13 protein-coding genes are annotated in these 18198 nt (G+C 71.3%); 6 read left to right on the top strand and 7 right to left on the bottom strand.

What is annotated here, in order from left to right; translation table 11 throughout:
- Positions 1–71: 71 nt before the first annotated feature.
- The 3 genes from H0H10_RS07265 to H0H10_RS07255 all read right to left on the bottom strand — a co-directional run bounded on the left by H0H10_RS07265 (position 72) and on the right by H0H10_RS07255 (position 3127).
- Positions 72–779, bottom strand: a complete 708-nt coding sequence (locus tag H0H10_RS07265) for a CBS domain-containing protein (RefSeq protein WP_188180012.1) — start codon at positions 777–779, stop codon at positions 72–74.
- 58 nt (positions 780–837) lie between these two features.
- Positions 838–2373: a carboxylesterase/lipase family protein gene (locus H0H10_RS07260; RefSeq protein WP_188180011.1), complete on the bottom strand. Its 1536-nt coding sequence runs from the start codon at positions 2371–2373 to the stop codon at positions 838–840.
- Positions 2374–2473: 100 nt separating this feature from the next.
- Positions 2474–3127, bottom strand: coding sequence for a maleylpyruvate isomerase N-terminal domain-containing protein (locus H0H10_RS07255; protein WP_309141743.1), 654 nt, complete (start codon positions 3125–3127; stop codon positions 2474–2476).
- Between the two features lie 115 nt (positions 3128–3242).
- Here H0H10_RS07255 and H0H10_RS07250 point away from each other — a divergent pair, with 115 nt between their 5' ends.
- Both H0H10_RS07250 and H0H10_RS07245 read left to right on the top strand, forming a co-directional pair.
- The gene (locus tag H0H10_RS07250; RefSeq protein WP_188180010.1) at positions 3243–5135 is read left to right on the top strand and encodes an ABC transporter ATP-binding protein; all 1893 of its coding nucleotides are present in this window, start codon (positions 3243–3245) and stop codon (positions 5133–5135) included.
- 293 nt (positions 5136–5428) lie between these two features.
- On the top strand, positions 5429–6676 hold the full coding sequence (locus tag H0H10_RS07245) for an MFS transporter (protein WP_188180009.1): 1248 nt from the start codon (positions 5429–5431) through the stop codon (positions 6674–6676).
- Positions 6677–6854: 178 nt separating this feature from the next.
- Here H0H10_RS07245 and H0H10_RS07240 read toward each other — a convergent pair whose 3' ends face one another.
- Entirely contained in the window at positions 6855–7562 is a 708-nt protein-coding gene (locus H0H10_RS07240; RefSeq protein ID WP_188180008.1) for an NAD(P)-dependent oxidoreductase, read from the bottom strand.
- Positions 7563–7676: 114 nt separating this feature from the next.
- On the opposite strand from H0H10_RS07240, the gene H0H10_RS07235 reads away from it, so the two are divergent.
- Entirely contained in the window at positions 7677–8393 is a 717-nt protein-coding gene (locus H0H10_RS07235; RefSeq protein WP_309141742.1) for a TetR/AcrR family transcriptional regulator, read from the top strand.
- A 246-nt stretch (positions 8394–8639) separates the two neighbouring features.
- On the opposite strand, the gene H0H10_RS07230 is transcribed toward H0H10_RS07235, so the two are convergent.
- Together H0H10_RS07230 and H0H10_RS07225 are read right to left on the bottom strand one after the other, a co-directional pair.
- Complete coding sequence (locus tag H0H10_RS07230) at positions 8640–10235, bottom strand: MFS transporter (RefSeq protein WP_223179486.1); 1596 nt, start codon at positions 10233–10235, stop codon at positions 8640–8642.
- An 87-nt stretch (positions 10236–10322) separates the two neighbouring features.
- Positions 10323–10694, bottom strand: coding sequence for a MerR family transcriptional regulator (locus H0H10_RS07225; protein ID WP_309141741.1), 372 nt, complete (start codon positions 10692–10694; stop codon positions 10323–10325).
- 47 nt (positions 10695–10741) lie between these two features.
- On the opposite strand from H0H10_RS07225, the gene H0H10_RS07220 reads away from it, so the two are divergent.
- A complete protein-coding gene (locus tag H0H10_RS07220) occupies positions 10742–11626 on the top strand; it encodes an NAD(P)H-binding protein (RefSeq protein WP_188180006.1) in 885 nt (294 codons plus the stop codon).
- A 45-nt stretch (positions 11627–11671) separates the two neighbouring features.
- Here H0H10_RS07220 and H0H10_RS07215 read toward each other — a convergent pair whose 3' ends face one another.
- A complete protein-coding gene (locus tag H0H10_RS07215; RefSeq protein ID WP_188180005.1) occupies positions 11672–12190 on the bottom strand; it encodes a hypothetical protein in 519 nt (172 codons plus the stop codon).
- 559 nt (positions 12191–12749) lie between these two features.
- On the opposite strand from H0H10_RS07215, the gene H0H10_RS07210 reads away from it, so the two are divergent.
- Both H0H10_RS07210 and H0H10_RS07205 read left to right on the top strand, forming a co-directional pair.
- A complete protein-coding gene (locus tag H0H10_RS07210; protein ID WP_188180004.1) occupies positions 12750–16133 on the top strand; it encodes an ALF repeat-containing protein in 3384 nt (1127 codons plus the stop codon).
- Positions 16134–16217: 84 nt separating this feature from the next.
- Positions 16218–18188, top strand: a complete 1971-nt coding sequence (locus H0H10_RS07205) for a DNA/RNA non-specific endonuclease (protein WP_188180003.1) — start codon at positions 16218–16220, stop codon at positions 18186–18188.
- Positions 18189–18198: the final 10 nt, after the last annotated feature.

Below are 18198 nucleotides of genomic sequence, written 5' to 3'. Positions count from 1 at the left end.
GTGTGTCCTTGCGTTCATGGGCTCGGGGTGATGCCGCGCCTCCACGGCCGCCCGGTCCGCCCCGGGCGGCCTCAGTGGACCATGGCCTCGCGCCGGGCGACGGCGTGCTCGGCGTCGTCGCGTTCCAGGAGGCCGAGGAGGCGCCCTTCGGGGTCGGTGACCGGGACGGCGGCCGTCCCCGTCTGCGTCATGCGTTCCAGGAGAGGGGGCAGCGGCTGGTCGGCCCGGACCGTCACCGGCCCCGGCCGCATGGTGTCACCGACGGTGCCGCCGGTGTGGCCGGCCGCTTCCCGGTGGCGGACGAGTCCCATGACCACCTGGTCGTCGTCGACCACCACCGCCGCCCGGCGGCCCGTCTCGTCGAGCATGTCCACCACGTCGTCGAGCGGTTGGTCGAGGGTGCACAGGGGTACGTTCCGGTCGGCGACGTCCCCGGCCAGGGCCGTGTCCGCCGCTTCGCCCTCCCTGGGCAGGCCGGCGGCCAGCCAGTCCGCCTTGCCGGGCACGTAGTCGTACACCTGACGGAAACCGAGCCGGCGCAGCCGTGCGGCGGCCCGTGGGCTCAGGTCGCACAGTTCGTCGGCGCAGTAGACGATGACGGGCCGCTCGGCGTCCAGCCGCCGCGGTGCCTCCTCGTCCAGGTCGCGCAGACCGATGTTGATCGCTCCCGGCAGGTGCACCTGCTCGTACGCCTGTCTCGGCAGCACCTCGACCAGCTGGGCCAGGTCCTGCTCGACGAGGCGGAACACCTCCTGCCGGTCGAAAATGCGTGCCGGCATGTCGGCCTCCCTTCGACACCTCCGCCCAGGTACCCGGGAGGTCGCACGTCACACGGGCTCAGGCAGTGCCGGGTGCGGCCCGGCGCAGGTGGTGCCACAGCCTGCGTTCATCCGCCGCGGCGTCCTCGGCCACGCGGGGCGCACCGTCGCCCAGACGCATGACGGATCCGTGTCCGGCGTAAGGGGGCCAGTGCGGCAGTCCGCCGACGGGAGTGCCGGTGGCGGTGGGGGATCCGGTGCGGGCGAAGGAGATCCAGGCCCCGCGTACGAGGTCGGAGAGCTCCTGCGGGGCGCCGGGGCCGGTGAGCGGGCCGGCGAGGTTGCCGAAGACGAAACCGATCTCCGCCATGTGGCAGGCGCCGAGGGCGCCACCGAGCGCGGGTGAGGGCCGGGCGAACTCGTACACGAAGGTGTCCGCTCCGTGCGCGGCGCGGTACTCGGCCACCCGGAGCGCCGGAATGCGGTAGGCGTGGTCGCTCATGGCCGCGGACAGCAGGTCGCCCGGAGTCGCCCCGGGGTGCGCCGCCGTGTAGACCCTGCGGGCCTCGGCGGGATCGAGGCCGAGTCCGGCGAGGAAGCCGGTCAGCACCTCGTCGGTGATCCTCGCACCGATGCCCAACGGGACGAGGAAGAGGCGGAATTCGTCGCTGGTCGTGCCGGTGAGCAGATCGACGTCCCGCCCCGCTCCGCCGGCGAGTGCGTCGATCGGACGCCGGGGCAGGGTGTTCCCGTCCACCACGGGCAGCACGGTGGTGCCGCCGCCCGCTGATTCCCCCCACTGCCCGGGGTCGGTGGCCTGCGCGATCTCCCGGCCCAGCGCGCCTTCGGCGGCGATGAGCCGATCCGGCGGTACGGCGGCCAGCCCCTCGCGTGTCGGCTCCGCACCGGCGAGGGCCGCCAGCCGCTCGGTGACGCGTCGGGCGACGTCCTCGGGGTGGCTGTGGTGGCCGCCACCGCTCTGCGTGATCGCCCGTCGGAACAGTCCCCGGGCCCGCGGCATGGTCATGAGGGCGGTGATGCCGATGGCACCGGCGGACTGGCCGAAGACGGTGACGTTGTCCGGGTCGCCGCCGAACCCGGCGATGTTGTCGCGGACCCACTCCAGCGCGGCGATCTGGTCGAGGAGGCCGAGGTTGGACGTGCCGTCGGGGAGCAGGAGGAACCCCTCCGCCCCGAGCCGGTAGTTGAGGGTGACGCAGACGACGCCGTCGGCGGCCAGCCGCGCTCCGTCGTAGGAGGGGAGAGAACCGGATCCGTTGCGGAACGCCCCGCCGTGGATCCACACCATGACCGGAAGCCGGCCTCCGGTGCGGCCCGGGGCCGGCGTCCACACGTTGAGGTTCAGGCAGTCCTCGCCCGGGCTCGCCGCTTCTTCCAGCAGGCCGGCCATCGCCGGGAGATAGCCGGGCTGGGGCGCGGCGGGGCCGGGCACGAGAGCGTCGCGCACCCCCGCCCACGGCTGTGGCGGCCGCGGAGGCAGCAGGCGCCGCGGACCGAACGGCGGCGCCGCGTAGGGGATCCCGGCGAAGGCCGCCACCTCACCCTTCCACTGTCCGCGGATCCGGCCTGCCGAGGTGGGAACGGTGACGTGCATGGGGCCTCGCAATGTCGTGGTCTTACGTGATCATCTTCAGCGGCCTCCCGACGGCGGGACAACTGAATTTCCCTTGAATCTCCCTGTACTCACCTGAGGCTCACCGGGACCCGCGAGGTGCTCCGTACCAGCGCCAGGCCGAGCGGCGGGGCCGCTCCGGCGTCCCGATGCGGCCGGTGGCCCACAGCAAGGTGGACGAGGCGTCGTCGGCGATGTCGACGTCCGGGAAGAGCCGTACGAGAACACGACGGCTCAGCTGCTCCGGCGGGGCCCCGTCGCGCTGTACGCCCCGGGCGATGTCGTAGGTGTGGACGAGGGTTTCGACGACGCCCATCGCCGCGAACCCCTCCGGGTCCGAGGCACCGAACACATGCGGGGCCAGCACCGTGGGGGAGGCGTGGTCCACGACGGTCGCGAGCAGACCCCCGCACGCCTCGACGACCGTCAGCAGCCCGTCCGGTCCCGCCGCCGCGTCACCGAAGATGACGTTCTCCGGCCCGTCCTCACGGTCCCTGGACAGGCGCAGCGGCACACGCCGGACGTCCATCGGCTTCGCGAGCCCGAACCGCAGCGCATAGGTGAGCAGGTCGTCCGCCAGGTGTTCGAGGGTCTCCCAGCACGTCCATTCCAGGTCACCGGCAGGAACACGCCACTGGGCCGACGGAACACCGGAAAGCGTCTTGACACAGTGAGCGACGGCCTCACGCACGTGGTCGCCGCTCACCAGCACATCTGAATCTTCGAAACGTGACACCCGGGCAGGCTACAAGCGGCACAGCGGTGTCCGGTTATCGCCCATCCGCGGTAAATGCCTGGACTGGCGCCATCGTTCGACGGGAAACTTCCGAATTCCGACCTCCGGGGGTGTGATGGCGACAACAGACACGCAGGGGCAGGCGCCGGCCAGGGGCGCGGTCGTTCTCGCGCTGCGCCGCTACGGCCGGGAACTGTTCCGACTACGACGCCTGGCCCTGCCCGCCCTGCTGCTGCCGGCCGTGGGCAACATCGGCATCCGCTACGTCGCCCCCCTGCTGGTCGCCAAACTGGCGGGGCAGGCCGCCGACGACGGTGGTCTCACCCTCGCTGCGGCGCTGCCGTACGTGCTGGGCTTCGGTGCGGTGCTGCTGCTCGCCGAGACCGTGTGGCGGATCGGGCAGCACTGCCTGAACCGCGTGGACGCCCTCGGCATGGAGCACCTGTACGTGCTCGGCATGGACGAACTCCTCGCCAAGGACGCGGCGTTCTTCCACGACAACTTCGCCGGCTCCCTAACGAAACGGGTGCTGAGCTTCGGCAGGCGTTTCGAGGACTTCGTCGACACGGTGACGTACCGGATCGTGGGCAGCCTCGTGCCGTTGGTGTTCGGCGCCGTCGTGCTCTGGCACTACGAACCGCTGCTCGTCGCCGGCCTGCTCCTGATGATCGCTCTGACCGTGGTGGCCGCCGCACCCCTCGTCCGCCGCCGTCAGGCGCTCGTCAACGACCGGGAGGCGGCGATCGCCCGGGTCTCCGGCCACGTCGCCGACAGCCTCACGAACATGGAGACCATCCGGGCGTTCGCCGCCGAGCGCAGGGAGGCCGAGGAACACCGCAGGCGCGTCGCGGAATCCCGGCGCCTGACGTTGAAGTCGTGGGACTACGGCAATCTGCGCGTCGACACTCTGGTCGCCCCCATGTCCGTGCTGACCAACGTGCTGGGCCTGTTCGTCGCCATCGCCTTCGGGGGCCCGGGCCAGGGGGTGGAGGAGATCGTCGTCGCTTTCACCTACTACTCCAACGCGACCCAGATCATGTTCGAGTTCAACCAGATCTACCGGCGTCTGGAAAGCTCCATGACCGAGGCCGCGCAGTTCACGGAGCTGCTGCTGGACCCGCCCACCGTGCTGGACGCGGCCGAACCCGAACCGCTCGCGCCGCGGGACACCGGCATCCGCTTCGAGTCGGTGACCTTCGCCCACGCGGGCGCGAAGCCGATCTTCGAGGGCCTCGACCTGGACGTCCCCGCCGGCGCGCGGATCGGTCTGGTCGGCCGGTCCGGGGGCGGCAAGACCACACTCACCCGACTCCTGCTGCGGATGGCGGACATCGACGCCGGACGCGTCCTGGTCGGCGGTCAGGACATCAGCCGGCTGCGCCAGGCCGACCTGCGCTCACTGATCGCCTACGTCCCGCAGGAACCCGCGATGTTCCACCGCAGCCTGCGGGACAACATCGCCTTCGCCCGGCCCGGCGCCACCGAGGCCGAGATCCGAGCGGCGGCCGCGGCCGCGCACGTTACGGAGTTCGCCGATCAGCTCCCCGAGGGCTTCGCCACTCTGGTCGGGGAGAGGGGCGTGAAACTGTCGGGCGGCCAGCGCCAACGTGTCGCCCTCGCCAGGGCCATCCTGCGCGACGCCCCGATCCTGCTGCTCGACGAGGCGACCAGCGCGCTGGACTCGGAGAGCGAGATCCTCGTCCAGGACGCCCTGTGGCGGCTGATGGAGGGACGGACGGCCCTCGTGGTCGCCCACCGGCTGAGCACCGTCGCCGGTATGGACCGTCTCGTCGTCCTGGACCGCGGAAGCGTCGTCGAGCAGGGCACGCACGAGGAACTGCTCGCCGCGGACGGCGCCTACGCCAAGCTGTGGCAGCACCAGTCGGGCGGCTTCCTCGGCGAGGACGCCGAGCCGTGTCCCGGGGAGGAGATGCCGAAGGCCGGTCTCAACGGGCTGCCGGGGCCGACCGGACCGGCATCACAGGCACCGACGAACACGGGGCCGTGATCGGTCCGGATCCGCCACGGTCTGTCCACCGTCGAGCGGCTCACCGCCTTCCGTGACACCGTCGCCGAGTGCGTCCACTCCCACATGCGCGCCATCGCCTCCGGGAAGGTCACGGCACCGGACCAACTCGCCGTCGTCGCCTCTCCTTGCTCACCGCGCTCATCAACCACGAGTACCGGCACGACCAGTGGACCGGTGAGGTACGTTCAGGCGACCTCGGCCGCGCGCTTCCGCCGGACACCTCGTCGTCGACAACCCGTAGCTCGGCCCCCCGCAACGAGAAGAGCGCCCCTGTGACTGGCCCCGCCTCAGCCACCCCCGTCGGTACACCCCCTGCCTCCGAAGCTCAGCGCCGCGTCCTGACCGTCCTGGTCGCCGGCCAGATCCTCAGCGGAGCGGGGCTCGCGGCCGGCATCACCGTCGGAGCCCTGCTCGCGCAGGACATGCTCGGGTCCACCGACCTCGCGGGCCTGCCCAGCGCGCTGTTCACGGCCGGCTCCGCCCTCGCCGCCGTCACCATCGGCCGCATCTCACAATCCCGGGGCCGGCGTCCGGGCCTGGCCGCCGGATACCTCGCCGGCGCCGTCGGCAGCGCCGGCGTCATCGCCGCCGCCGTCGCCGACAACCCCGTACTGCTCTTCGTCGCCCTGTTCGTCTACGGCGCGGGCACCGCCACCAACCTCCAGGCCCGGTACGCCGGAGCCGACCTCGCGGCGCCCGCCCACCGCGCCCGCGCCGTCTCCACCGTCCTGGTCGCCACCACCCTCGGCGGCGTCGTCGGCCCCAACCTCGCCTCACCCACCGGCACCCTCGCCGACGCACTAGGCATCCCCACCCTGGCCGGGCCCTTCCTCCTGGCCGGCGCCGCCTACGCCCTGGCCGCCCTCGTGCTCGCCGTCTGGCTGCGCCCCGACCCGCTGCTGCTCGCCCGCAGCCTCGACCTCCAGCAGCAGAAGCACACCTCGGGCGACAGCGAGGAAACCCCTGTGCGGCAGCCGGGGCTGATGCTGGGCGCGCTGACGATGATCCTCACCCAGCTCGTCATGGTCGCGATCATGACGATGACGCCCGTCCACATGCACGACCACGGCCACGGCACCGCCGCCTCCGGCTTCGTCATAGCCGTCCACGTCGGCGCCATGTACCTGCCCTCGCCGCTGACGGGCCGGCTCGTCGACCGTTACGGCCGTACCAGCATCGCCGCCGCCTCCGGCGTCACCCTCCTGGCCGCCGGCATCACCGCCGCGGCAGCACCCGACGACTCCGTCGGCCTGCTCGCGCTCGCGCTGGCCCTGCTCGGCCTCGGCTGGAACTTCGGCCTGGTCTCCGGCACCGCGATGATCACCGACGCCGTGCCGCTCGCGACCCGTGCCAAGACCCAGGGCCTGGTCGACGTGTCCATCGCCATCGCCGGTGCCACCGGCGGTCTCACCTCCGGCCTCGTCGTCTCGGCGGCCGGCTACCCCGTCCTCGCCCTCACCGGTGGCGTCCTCGCCCTCGCGGTCCTTCCCGCCATCGCCGTGACCGCCGGCAGCCGGTGAACCGGAGCGTCACCTCCGCGCTCCCCGGGCACTCCAGTCGTCCCGGCACGGGCGGCCCGTCAGGTGAAGGCGAGGACCGGCTTGCCACGCTGCGGTCCCCCATGTGGGCCACGGCCGCGCCGACGTCGTCTCGCCGACGGACGGACGGTGGCCAACCCCACGGGGAACGGCCGTGGCTTCAGTAGCCGATGGTGAAGCGACGCTGGACGAACCGGGGCAGCTCGGCTTCGTCGATCAGGGCGACGGCCGCATCCTCGACCGAGATGCGGCTGCGGCCGTCGGCGTCGAGCACCGGCTGGTCGCCGCCGATCCTGAACCGGCCGGTGCGCTCGCCGGGCGCGATCTCCTCGGCGGGGCTGAAGTAGGTCCACAGCCGGTTGGAGGTCCGCAGGACCTGGAGGGCGTCTCGGTGACCGCGCACCGCCGCGGCGTACTCCCGGGGCAGTCCGAGCTGGTCGAGGGCGGTGTGCAGCAGCTCGTCGGAGTCGGCGCGCGTCACTCCGGGTTCGATCTCCAGGCTGCCGGCGCCGCCGATGACGATGAGCCGGGTCCGCGGATGGCTCTCCAGAGCCTTCAGCAGGGCTCGCGCCGCCGCCGCGTAGACGGTCGGGTCGGCGATCGACCGGCGCACGGTGTCCTCGAAGTCCTTGGCCGCATTGCCCGGCTGGAAGCCGCTGATCAGGACGTCGAGGCCCGGCAGGATGCCGGCGACGCTCTTGTGGTCCAGGACGTCGACGCCCGCCCAGCTGATGTTGTCCCGCCGCTCCTCGCGCTGTGCCCGTGCGGCGTCACGGCTGAACGCCCTGACGTGGTGACTGCGGCCGAGAGCTTCGGCGACGACCCGGCTGCCGATCGTCCCCGTGGCCCCGATGACTCCTATGTGCATGGCTCTCCCCTGCATGCCGATGAGGACGCCACGAATGCGTGACGCCGTGCAGAAACTATACGGCGTGAAGTTGCGATACACCGCTCACTAAGTGAACGCTGTAGAGTGCCGGTTGTGACAGCTACAGGCAGCAGGGCCAGGCGCGAGCGGCTACGGGCCGAGACCACGGCCGAGATCAAGAAGGTGGCGCTGGAGCTGATGGCCTCGGGCGGGCCGGATGCCATCACCCTGCGGGCCATCGCCCGCGAAATGGGCATGACCGCCAACGCCATCTACGGCTACTTCGCGACCCGCGACGACCTGGTCACCACGCTGATCAGCGACGTGTACACCGCCTTGGCCGACGCCGTGGACGCTGCCTGGTCGGCCACGCCCGCCACGGATCCAGCCGTCCGCATCGAGGCATGGGCCAACGCCTTCCGGACCTGGGCCCTGGTGAACCCCCAGGGCTTCCGCCTCGTCTACGGCGACCCCGTGCCCGGCTACCGGGCCCCGGAGGGAGGCCCCGCCCCGGAAGCCGCGCGCCGCGTCTGCACCGGGCTCACCGCGCTCGCGGCAGCCGCCTGGCCTCATGCCCGGCACCTCTACCGGGACAGCGCCTTCGACTGGTCCGATTTCGACCCCGGGCTCCTCGACAAGGTGCGTCCCGCCTTCCCCGACCTGCCGCCCGCAGCCGTCGCACTCGCCCTGCGTGTCTGGGGGCATCTGCACGGCCTGGTGTCACTGGAGGTCTACGGCCACATGCACAACCAGACCACCAACCCGGAGAAACTCTTCCGGGAGGAAATCGCCCAGCTCCTGCAGACGCTGGGCGTCCCACGTCGGCGCTGAACGTCCGAAGCGCCGACGGCTCTTCGATGCGTGGGATGGAGGCATGTCCCAAGCGGGGACGGGGTAGAACCAGGCACTCTGCCGCCGCGTGACGGCCTCACGGGCGCCGCCACCGGTTCGGCACGTCGCTGGAGCCACTCGGGCATCCGCGGGCCCCGGCCCCACATACCGGGCCCCGGGTGACGACAAGCCTGCCCCGGGGCCGCGAGTCGCGCGGAGAACCCACTGCCTTTCTGCCGCTGCCGGCTACCCGGCCTGATCTCCCGTCATCATGGCCTTCTGCTCCGCCTGCGGGGCCTCGCCTTCCTCTTCGAGGGTGGGAGTGACCCTGCGGAGCAGGGTGGCCACCAGCAGGGCGATGGCGAGGGCGATGACCACGCTCGCGGTGTAGGAGATCTGGATCCCGTCGGTGAACGCCGTCCGTACGGCGTCCAGGAGGGCATCCTTGGTGTCGCCGGTGAGGTCGTCCGCCGCCGCGACGGCGGAGCCGATGCTGTCCTCGGCCGCCGCCGTCACCGTTTCGGGGGTGCCTGCCGGGATGCCGTCCTGCACCTGGGCGCGGTAGACCGCGGTGCCGGCCGCGCCCAGCAGGGCGATGCCCATGGCGGTGCCCAGCTCGGCGGCGGTCTCCTGGATGGCCGAGGCCTCGCCCGCCTTCTCCGCGGGCGCGGTGGCGAGCACCATGCCCGTGCCCAGGGCCGGTGTCGGTCCCAGGCCCAGGCTCATGATGGCGCCGCCGGCGACGACCATGCCGATGCCGGAGTCCTCGGTCAGGCGGCTGAGGACGAACATTCCCACGGCGGCGATCGCCAGGCCGCCGGCCATCAGATAGGCGGGCCGGATCTTCTGGGCGAGCCCCGGCGACGCCAGGATGCCGATGACCATCATCAGGGAGACCGGAAGCATCAGCAGTCCGGCCTCCATGGGCGTGTGTCCCGACACCATCTGCAGGAACTGCGCCAGGAAGAACTGCGCGCCGGCCATGACGAACATCGACAGGGACAACACGGCCAGGGCGGCTGCGAACGTACGGCTGCCGAACAGGCGCAGGTCCAGGAGGGGCGATTCGAGGTTGCGCTGACGCAGCACGGAGGCAGCGCAGATGGCCAGGCCCAGAGCGAGGACCAGCGAGGAGGTGGCCTCGATGCCGTGCGAGGCGTACTCCTTGATGCCGTAGACCACCGGAAGCACGCCGACCAGCAGCAGCAACACGCTGAGCACGTCCAGACGGCCCGGCCGGTCGGACCGGAACTCCGGGAGCAGCAGGGGGCCGGTGATCACCAGCAGAGCCATCACGGGCGCGCCCAGCAGGAAGACGGAACCCCACCAGAAGTACTCCAGCATCACCCCACCGACGGCCGGTCCCAGGGCACCGCCCAGCACGAAGCCGGCCATCCACACGCTGATCGCGACATTGCGCTGCTTCGCGTCGTGGAACATGTTCCGCAGCAGCGACATCGTGGACGGCATCAGTGTGGCCCCGGCGACGCCCAGCAGTCCACGCGCGATGATGAGCATCACCGCACTCGTGGAGTAGGCCGCGAGAATCGAGGCGGCACCGAATCCCACCGCGCCGATCAGCAGCAGCCTTCGACGGCCGATACGGTCACCCAATGTGCCCATGGTGATGAGCAGGCCCGCGATGAGGAAACCGTAGATGTCGACAATCCAGAGCAATTGCGTGCTCGACGGGTCGAGGTCGGCACTCACATGCGGCACCGCCAGGTGCAGAACGGACATGTCGAGCGCGATCAGGATGGTCGGCAGAGCCAGGACAGCCAGCCCTAACCACTCTCGCTTCCCCGCCTTGACCTGGGGAGATGTTGTCTTCGCTGTCTCCATGGCGCCACCGTAGAAGCTCAACCAAACTCAAGGTCAAGCAAGGGTGTTCGGACCACTCGGCGCTCGTGCTTCCCGGCCGGGGGTGGCTCAGGTTTCACGCACGAAAGTCGCACAGTCCGGGCAGTCGTCGAGATATCGATGCCGGCACTCGACGGTGTGCTGCAGGAAGGTGATCGCCCGCTGTCTCTGGACGACTTCGCTTTCGAGTGCCGCGATCTTCGCCCTGACGACCGCCTGTGCCGCCGACTTCTTCGGCGACATTGCGGCGGTGACCTCGGGCAACGAGAGCCCGACTCGCCGCAGTTTCAGCACGGTGCGCGCCTGCTCCAGAGCCTTGTCGTCGTAGATGCGGTACCCGTTGCCGTCGCGGCGCGGGGTGAGTGCCCCGACGTCTTCCCAGTGCCGCAGCACGTGGGCTTCGATTCCGAGTTCCGCGGCTACTTCCCCGATCGTTCTCACCACACGCCCTTGCCTTCATGTCGACCTGAAGCCCTAGCGTCTCGATCATGCTTGACGCCACCCGCTCCGCGGGCCCCCGCCGCCGTTCATCGATCCTGGTCACCGGCGCAGCCGGCAACCTCGGCCGCGAGGTCGTCGACCGCCTCCGAGCGCACGGCGCTCACGTGCGAAGCTTCGTGCGCCGGCATCGGACCGGCCCGCGCCCCGGAGCGGAGTCGGTGGTCGGTGACCTCACCGACCCCGCTGTCGTCCGCGACGCGCTCGTGGGCATCGACGCCGTCTTCCTCATCTGGCCACTGCTCGACTCCGCCCCCGCCCACGACCTGGTTGCCGAACTCGTCAGGGCGGCACCCCGTGTCGTCTACCTGTCCACGACGGCCATCGACGACGAAGCCGCTCGCCAGAGTGATCCGATCGTTCAGGTGCACGCGGACATGGAAGCCCTGCTCCTCGATGCCGGTCTGCGTCCCGTGGTGCTGCGCAGCGACACCTTGGCATCCAACGCTCGCGGCTGGGCATCACAGGTGCGGGCGGGCGACGTGGTGTCAGGCCCGCGGGTGGCGCGCACAGCCGTCGTCGACGAGCGCGATGTCGCTGATGCGGCCGCAGCCGTGTTGCTGGCACAACGGGACCGACTGGACCGGGATCTGTACGCGTTGACAGGACCCGAGGTTCTCAGCCGCGCCGACCAGGTCGCTCACCTCGGTGCTGCTCTCCGGCGCCCTCTGCGCTTCCAGGCGCTCCCCGCTGACCTCGCGCGATCACAGATGCTCGCGGACGGCCGCCCCGAGCCGCTGGTGGAAGCGCTGATCGCAGCCTCGATGCGGCGACCGGATTCGACCCGCACCACCGATCATGTCGAGCGCCTCACCGGCCGACCGGCCGCCACCTTCGCGAGGTGGGCCGTCGACCACGCGGCCGAGTTCAGCTGACGACAAGGTCGGTCTTCAAGCCCGCAGCCGGGTATCGAAGGCCGGCTACTTGGTGATCCGGATCTCCACGAGCATGTGGTCGCGGCCCTCCGGGTCCGCGGTCTCGCCCACCGGCGTCCAGGCGTTCTTGTTGATCTCGTAGGACTTCTGCTCGGTGCCGACGGTCATGTCGACCGTGGTGGAGTAGTCATTGCCCTTGATCGAGAAGACGGAGGGGATCTCCAGGGTCAGCCAGCCCTCGTTGCCGACGGTGTTGAAGCAGATCTTGTCGGCCCTGTCGCGGGCCAGGAGCTCCAACTGCCCGGTTCCTGTCACACAGTCGGCGAGCGTGATGTGGCCGTCGCCCCGCTTCAGGACGATGTTCTGCTCCGCCAGGATCTTGTCGGCCTGGGGGTAGTTGAAGTCCTCCACGGCATAGCCGGGGGTGTCCTCCGCGACCAGCGCGGCGGTGTCGGCGGCCTCCGCGGTGCCTGTTCCTCCGCCCTGCTCGCCGCCGACGACCGCGGTCCAGGCCAGCGCGCCGCCGACGGCGGCGGCTCCGAGTACCCGTACCGTGCGTCGCATTCTCCGCGGCTTTCCGACGCTGGTGCTGATTTCCTTCATGGCATCCCCAATTTCTTGGCCACGGACCGGACTTGAAAACCACCGGTCGCGAAACCGGTTGCGAAACCGGTGCGGAGCCGGTCGCGAAACCGGTCGCGAACAGGGGAAGCCGCACACGCGGAATGAAAGCCCCCCTTGCGCACCAATGGCGCGCCTCCGCGACGCACTGTTCGAACCCGGTGATCGTCATCGGCCCTGGCATCCCAGCACGGCGACGCACCCACGTCCAGCGCCGTGAACTGCCCATATCTGGACATTGGAAGCAAGCCTTCCGTGACCTGTGTCACGCAGGGAGAAGGCCGTATGGGTCGGCGTCATGATTCGCAAAAAATGTGCCGAAGCGTCAAATCCCCATGTACCGGTGCACGGTTGGAGTCGCAGCAGGTCCAACGTCCGCAGAATTCCTACGACGTTGATACTGTTCACGAATTGCGGCGGACGGCCGATCCACGGATCCGCCGTCCGTCACGGCGTGAAATCCGACACGTCACCGCATTACTCGTAGAAGGGCAAGCCCCGTATGCAGACAGCTTTCTGGAGCAGACGCCGCGTCCTCGGCGCGCTCGCAGCCGCGACCGCTGTCGCCGCCACCCCCACGGTCCTGCGGCCGTCCACCGCCGCGGCCGCGGAGACGGCAGGCGCCGACCCGGTGCCGCTGCCGGACACCGAGCGCGCCAAGGTCGTCCGCGCCTGGCTGACCGGCGGCAAGGGCGTCAAGGCCGCCGCCACCACGGCCCTCTACGGGACCGACAGCGAGGTCCGGACCTTCCTCGCCGAGACGCTGCCGCAGCAGACCGTGCAGGACAACCGGGTCGCGATCGTCCGCAGCCTGGACCGCGCGGGCAAGGGCCTGCGCCGCGAGGCCGTCGCCGCCCTGGACAACGGCGACGCGGCGATAGCCGCCTTCCTCTCGGGGGGCTTCGCCGCCGCCATCCGGGAGGACCTCCAGGTCGCCACCAGCATCGTCGCGTCCACCGGCGGCAAGGCCGTGGTGCGCGAGGCCAACGCCGCCCTCGACGCCGGCACCGAGCAGGCCCTCATCACCTTCCTCGGCGACGAGCAGTACGACGCGCGGCTGGAGGACACCCGGGTCCAGGTCACCACCATGCTGCTGACCGGCGGCCCGGAGGTGCAGAAGTACGCGGACCGCGCGCTCAGCGGCACCGCGAAGGACGTCGAGTGGTTCATCGAGACCGGCCAGCACATCGCGCGCGCCCGCGACCAGGAGTCGGCGACCATCGAGGAGCTGGTGGCCGTCGTCGAGCGCGAGGGCAGGCGCGCCGAGCGCGAGACGAACCTGGCCGTCGAGGCCGGGGCCCGCGCCGAGACCGCCGCCGCCAAGGCCAAGGAGGCCGCCGAGAAGGCCGCCGCCGAGGCCGCCGCCGCCCAGAGCGACGTGCAGAAGTCGGGGGCCGCGGCCCGCAAGGCGGCGAGCGCGGCGAAGGGCGCGGCCGACGCCGCCCGCAATGCCATCAACGCCTCCAACGCCGCCGTGCAGGCCTCCCGCCGCGCCTCCTGGGCCGCCACAGGCGCCGCCCAGGCCGCCGCGAAGGCCGGCAACGCCGCCGCCCGCGCCTACAACGCCGCGATCGCCGCGTCCAAGGACGCCGGCAAGGCCGAGGCCGCCAAGAACGCCGCGGTCGCCGCCCGCAACGCCGCCTCCAAGGCCCGCAGCGCCGCCGCCGCTGCCGACAAGGCGGCCCTCGCCGGTGACGCGGCCTCGAGCGCCGGCCTGGCCGCCGCCTCCGCCGCCCGCAACTCGGCCGCCGCCGCGACCGCCGCCGCCCAGGCCGCCGTCTCCGCCGGTGCCGCCCAGGCGGAGGCCGCCGAGGCCAAGCGCCAGGCCGCCATCGCCACCAGCGCCGCCAACCGCGCCACCAACGCCGCCTCCGCCGCCCAGGCGCTGGCGACCGCCGCCGCCAAGGCGGCCCGCACCGCCCGCGACGCCGCCAACTCCGCCGCCGCCCACGCCGACAAGGCGGCGGCCGCCGCCGAGGAGGCGGTGAAGTACGCGGGTCAGGCCGTCGACTACGCCAACAAGTCGACCGCCCACGCCGCGGAGGCCGTGAAGGCCGCCAACACCGCCACCCAGGCCGTCAGCGACGCCATCGAGGTGGAGAAGAACGCCCGCGCCGCCGAGGCGCAGACCCTGGAGCAGGACAAGCAGCAGGCCATCGAGGAGGCCCGGCAGCTCGCCGCCATCGAACAGGCCGAGCTCGCCGACGTCCGCGAGAAGCGGCTGATGGCGGAGCGCACCGCCCAAGCGACCAAGGACCTCATCGCCAAGGCGGAAGAGGCCCTGTACTCCGGCGACATGTCGGTCGCCGCGACCCTGGGCCGGCAGGCCGCGGTCGCCCTGATCGACGCCCGCGGGGCCCACACCCGGCAGGCCGCCCAGCACGCCCTCGCCGGCTCCGACGACGACGTCTACGCCTGGATCGACCTCGACCGGGCCCTCGCCCAGGAGCAGGACGACCGCGAGACCACCCTCCACGTGGCGACGATCGCCGGACCGAAGGTCGCCGCTGCCGCCGCTGCCGCACTGGAGAGCACCGACTCCAAGGCCGTCGGCGACTTCCTCACCGGCGGCATGAAGCGCGCCTCGAACGAGGACCTGCGCGTCGCCATCAGCAAGATCATCGCCGAGGGTGCGGGCAGCGCCGTCACCGAGGCCGCCAACGATGCGCTCAACCAGAACACCACCGAGTCCCTCAACTACTTCTTCGACCATGCCTACCCGCTGGCCATCCAGGAGGACGACCGGGTCCGGGCCAGCGAGCTGATCAGCACCGCGGGCGCCTTCACCAAGGCCTACGCGGAGGTCGCGCTCGAGGGACCGCAGTGGATGCTGCGCAACTTCATCTCCGTGATCCAGTTCCGCACGGCCCAGCTCGACTTCGACACCGCCACCCACGTCGCCGCCGTCCGCGGTGCCATCGCCGCCGCCGCGAAGATCGCGGAGAAGGCGCAGGAGGACGCGGCCCTCGCCTCGAAGGCCGCCGCCGACGCCCGCAAGGCCGCCGCCGAGGCCCAGCAGTGGGCGCAGAAGGCACTCGACTCCGCCGCCAAGGCCGACGACTACGCCCAGCAGGCGCGAGACAACGCCGACGCCGCCGACAAGTCGGCTGCCGCCGCCCAGGCCTCCGCCACCAAGGCGAAGAACGCCGCCGCCACCGCCCGCAGCGCCGCCCGCTCCGCCAACTACTCGGCCAACAGGGCCGTCGACTCGGCGCGCTCGGCCATCGCCTCCTCCGCCGCGGCCCAGCGCTCCGCCGCCGCGGCCCGCGCCTCCGAGCTCGCCGCCTCCGCCGACGCGAAGGCCGCCGCCACCGCGTACGCCCAGGCCAAGCAGATCGCCGCCGACAAGAAGCGGGCCGAGGAGATCGCGAAGGCCAAGGAGGCCGCGCTCAAGGCACAGGAGGAGCGCGAGGCCAACCGGGACCCGGCCAACAGCGACAAGAACAACCAGGTCAACCCGAACGGCACCGCGGACGGCGACGCCGACGAGTGGTGGAACGACGCCCAGTTCTACGCGGACGCCGCCAACGTGATCAGCATCGGCGCCGGGTTCCTGGCGGCCGGCTGCGCCCTCGCCGCCATCGTCTTCCCGCCGGCCCTCGCCGCGGCCGGCTTCTTCGCCGGCGTCTCCGCGGGCGCGGGTGCCCTCAGCAGCCTGTTCACGGGCATCGAACACGGCTTCACCAGCGGCGCCTTCTGGGAGTCCGCCGTCGGCACCGGCCTGAGCCTGGTCTCCTTCGGCGCCTACAAGTGGGTCGGCGCCGCCGACAAGGCGCTCGGCGGCAGCATTGTCAAGCCCGTCGTCAGCAAGATCACGGACACCGGCGAGGACCTGGTCTCCAGCGTCACGAAGGGCCTCAGCGACCTCTACGACTGGGCGGCCTGATCCCGCCCGTTCTCCCTCCCGGGGCGCCGCCATCGGGCGGCGCCCCCTGCCCCCTCACTCCTCTCACGGAAAGGTTCTGCCCCCGTGCATGGAATACGTGGCGGGCGCGCCACAAGCAGACGCGCCCGCTCGACGGTCCTGACCGTCCTCACCGCCCTGACCCTCGTCGTCACGACAGCCGCGACGAGCCAGGCGGCCGAGCCGCCCGCGAAGGCGAAGGCCTCGCCCACCACCAAGTCCGCAGCGCCCGGCGCCAAGACCACCGAGACCAGCAAGTTCGCGGCCGGCTCCGGTGAGGAATGCACCGCCACCGCGCCGGGCTCCAAGGAGCGCCGCGCGGGTGCCGTCGAGTCCTGTGTGACGGTCACCCCCGCCCCTGCGAAGGCGAAGACCCGCACCGCTTTCGCGGCCACCGCCACCGCCGCCCCCACCGCCGCCTCCACCACCGCGGCCGCTGACGCCGGCAGCTGCGACATCACCAGCCCCGGCAACTACAGCTACGAGCGCTTCTCGTACTGCGTGAGCGGCATCAACGTCACCTACATCCTCCGCGACAGCAGGGGTCTGGAGATCGGACGCGGCGTCCTGGCGGTCTCGACCGGCGCCGACCTGTCCCCGACCGCCACGACCTGGAGCGAGCAGGTCACCGTCACGATGACGGGCGCCTCCGGCGATGTCACCTCCCTGAACGCCAAGTTCCGGGCGTCCTGCGACGCCGGCTGCACGGCCACCAAGACCGCCCCCTGGTACGGCGGCAGCATCACCCTCGGCCAGACCCTGACCGGAACCGTCACCTACTCCTCGCCCCAGACGACGGGTTCCTCCGCGTCCTTCTACACGTCCTACGCGATGTACGTGACGTCCCCGGGCGCGACGGCGACCGACCCGAACGCGTCGTGGAAGAACGCGCGTGAGATCAGGTGCGACGACGCGGTCGGCGGCACTTCGGTGGCGGGCTGTGCCGTCCCCTCCGTCATGGCCGTCGTGCCGATGAGCGCGACGGCGTCCGACCCGGGTGGCGCCGTGGCCGCCTACGGCTGGGCGCAGAAGAGCCTCAACGGCGGCTGGGGGAAGAAGGGCAGCCCCCTGACCCGGTCGACGAGCGGTGTGGCCGCCCGCACCGCCGCCACCTGCGGGGGCTTCACGGCCCAGCCGGATCTCGTCGACTCCGACAGCTGCGGCGACTTCCCGTTCGGCGAGGCGAAGGAGGGTGGCGCCGCCGGCAGCCAGTGCGTCGAGGTGATCCCGAACCTGGGCAACGGCGAATGGGACACCTACGTCCTGAACGACGGCCATGTCCTCGACCCCTCCGCACCCTGCGTGCAGGCCCACGTCACGCCCACCGAGAAGCAGTTCGCCGACACCCAGCTCGCCGAAGGCTTCAGGGACCAGCGGGTGATCGACACCGACCAGTTCGAGCTGACGGTCTCGACGCCGGACACCGGACCGCAGGCCAGCTGCCTGAACGACCCCCCGCCGGCCGGCTCGCTGCCCAACGGCGACGGCTGGTTCAAGAACACCACCGAGGCGGTACCGCTCGTCAACAAGACCGACCCCACGAGCGGGCCCGGATACCGTCCGACCCAGGCGCAGGCGTGCCTGGGGCGGAACACCGGCAAGGGGACCGGAACCAGCGACCCCGTCACCGGCATGAAGGACGCGGAGGAGTTCAAGAAGGCGAACAACGTCACCTATCAGCTGGCCCGGTGCCATCTCATCGCGAACATCCTCGGCGGACAGGGCACGAGTGCGCTCACTCGCTACAACCTCGTCCCCTGCTGGCAGTCCGGGATGAACACGGGCACGCCCAGCATGCGGACGTTCGAGACCAAGGCGCAGGACCTGATCAAGGGCCCCATCGCCGCTTTCGGAGCGAACGACGCCGTCTTCTACCAGGTGACGCCCGTCTACAAGGACGCGAGCAGCACCATCCCGACGGGTGTCACGATGAGTGGGACGATCCAGCGGGCGAACGGTACGACCGAGGAACTGTTCCCCAACGTCTACGTCACCAACACCTACCAGAACACCGGATTGCTCAACCTGGGTAACTGACCCGCCCAGT

Source organism: Streptomyces griseicoloratus (genome assembly GCF_014534645.1).
In the GTDB taxonomy this organism is placed as follows: domain Bacteria; phylum Actinomycetota; class Actinomycetes; order Streptomycetales; family Streptomycetaceae; genus Streptomyces; species Streptomyces griseicoloratus.
Note: the sequence above shows the minus strand (reverse complement) of the source record. Positions and strands in the feature narration are given on the sequence as shown.

What these genes read in the sequence shown, in the direction of transcription:
- H0H10_RS07220 (WP_188180006.1), top strand. Translation starts at nt 10,742, where the DNA reads ATGCTTGACGCCACCCGCTCCGCGGGCCCCCGCCGCCGTTCATCGATC.
- H0H10_RS07260 (WP_188180011.1), bottom strand. Translation starts at nt 2,373, where the DNA reads ATGCACGTCACCGTTCCCACCTCGGCAGGCCGGATCCGCGGACAGTGG.
- H0H10_RS07240 (WP_188180008.1), bottom strand. Translation starts at nt 7,562, where the DNA reads ATGCACATAGGAGTCATCGGGGCCACGGGGACGATCGGCAGCCGGGTC.
- H0H10_RS07215 (WP_188180005.1), bottom strand. Translation starts at nt 12,190, where the DNA reads ATGCGACGCACGGTACGGGTACTCGGAGCCGCCGCCGTCGGCGGCGCG.
- H0H10_RS07210 (WP_188180004.1), top strand. Translation starts at nt 12,750, where the DNA reads ATGCAGACAGCTTTCTGGAGCAGACGCCGCGTCCTCGGCGCGCTCGCA.
- H0H10_RS07230 (WP_223179486.1), bottom strand. Translation starts at nt 10,235, where the DNA reads ATGGAGACAGCGAAGACAACATCTCCCCAGGTCAAGGCGGGGAAGCGA.
- H0H10_RS07250 (WP_188180010.1), top strand. Translation starts at nt 3,243, where the DNA reads ATGGCGACAACAGACACGCAGGGGCAGGCGCCGGCCAGGGGCGCGGTC.
- H0H10_RS07265 (WP_188180012.1), bottom strand. Translation starts at nt 779, where the DNA reads ATGCCGGCACGCATTTTCGACCGGCAGGAGGTGTTCCGCCTCGTCGAG.